We start from the raw sequence: 1895 nt of genomic DNA on the forward strand, positions 1-1895 counted from the left end.
AATACGCGCGTTGGGCGTAATATCATTGCCGCTGAGCTTGCGGGGCTGACCGGTGCCGTCGAGCCTTTCGCCCATCTGGTACACAGCGTCCGGAACGGGCAAGCCAAACTGCAAGTCACACAAGGCGCGGTACGCATATTCGGGAGCGCGCATGACTTCTTTTTGCTCTTCCGGAGTAAGTTTGCCTGTTTTGACCAGCAGGTGGTGCGGCACAAATATTTTGCCTACCTGAGAAAGTCGCGCTGCAAGCCGCAAGGTTTCTTTATCCTTGTCAGGAAGTTCCAGACTCCCGGCCAGCAGTTCCACAACCTGTTCCATCTTTTGTGAGTGCCCGATGAGGTTGACATCCACACTCTCAATGGCGCGCACAAGGGCCGCAATGCTGCTGGCCTGGCGCTCGCGGGCGGCCTCTGCCCGACGCCGGAATTCTGTAATATCCTGAAAAATGCCGACGCAACCGCCTGGTTCTGAGCTTTCGCCCTGCAGGCTGTCCTCAAAGGGAAAGAGCGTTACCCGGTAAAGACGGGCTTCCTGATCCTGCCCCAGTGAAAGCTCAAGGCTTCCTTCAACTTTTTCTTCTGCTATTTTTTGCATGCCCGCCAGCAGCGTTTCTGCGGCAGAGCCGGGCAGTACGGTGCAAAGATTGCTGCCCACAAGCTCTACTTCGCTTTTGCCGATCATGGCGCTGAAAGCCGGGTTGCACATTTGCAGCCGCCCACGGCTGTCAGCAAGCATAAGGCCCGCCTGAAGAGAAGCGTTCACACTGTCGAGCAGGAGTTTTTGCTGCTTGATGAGCGCATAAAGCCGCTGAAAATGTCTGGCTGTGGCCCGGTATGAACGCCCTGCAATGCCGGCCCATACCAGCGCCACCAGCAGGGCTGTACCCAGGCTGCCGAGAACCCCCAGGCCGTATATCTGCCTGCTCTGACTCTCCAGAACAGCGTCAACCACGCTCGCAGGCACTTCCAGCACCATCCACCAGTTGAAGGCGCTTACATAGCTGCCCAGAGAGTACACCTCGCCCTGCTCCGCAATGCCCTGTCTGCGTTTAAAAACAAGGCTGCCTTCCTGCAGGTCAACAGGGTGTGGGGCAAGGTCCGCCTTGCCCCCGCGCAGGCTTATCACCTGCATGCTTTCAGCATCTTGCTGCACAATGCACGGCCGGATTTCCCGATACTGCTCCTGGCTCAACGACAAAAAGGAAGCCAGCGCTCTGTCCACGGGGATGGTAGCCAGCAAAGCCGCCACAGGCACGGTGCTGCCCTGTCCAAGCACCTCGTACAGCGGATCGGCAAGATCCATGACAAGGTTTTGCCCCAAGGCGCGCACCGGGCCAAAAACAATTGATTTTCCGGTAATGGCCCTGCGTACCATGTCTGTCTGGGCTTCTCCAAGGGCAGCGTCATGTTCCTGTACGACCAGCGGCTGGCCGCCAGGCAAAACGATGCGGGCTGCGGTCCACTGCCTGCTGTTTGCAAAGTCCCGCAACAGGTCCTGCATATACGGCAACTGCTCGGCCAGCGAGCGCAGGGCTTCATCGCCGCTCGCCTGCGCATCAGGCGCGGCAAGCCGGGCAGCGCCATCAGGCCCAAGATTGCGCACATCCACCGCATACAGGCGAAACATTTCCGCGGAGCTGACAAAACGCGCCTGCTCCACAAGACCGTTGCGCCATGTATGGACAGCTTCAAGAGATTTTTCCAGCCAGACCTGCTCTATCTCTCTCTGGTTGTTTAACACATCCTGCGTGACATTTCTGAGCTGGAGTGTGCACAGCACATACGCCACAGCGGACGCCACCAAAAAAAGCGCCAAACTTACCGCAGCAACCACCGCTTTTTTCAGCTGGTACTTGCTGACGACACTTTGGGCATCCATCTCTTGAATTTTCATAA

General features: G+C 57.5%; 1 protein-coding gene. It reads right to left on the minus strand.

What is annotated here, in order from left to right; genetic code table 11:
* Positions 1-1893 (minus strand): HD domain-containing phosphohydrolase (locus tag QZ377_RS11775; protein WP_291441328.1); only part of this gene is annotated, 1893 nt, incomplete at its 3' end.
* Positions 1894-1895 lie beyond the last annotated feature (2 nt).

Origin of the sequence: Desulfovibrio sp., assembly GCF_019424165.1 — a bacterium.
Lineage (GTDB): Bacteria > Desulfobacterota > Desulfovibrionia > Desulfovibrionales > Desulfovibrionaceae > Desulfovibrio.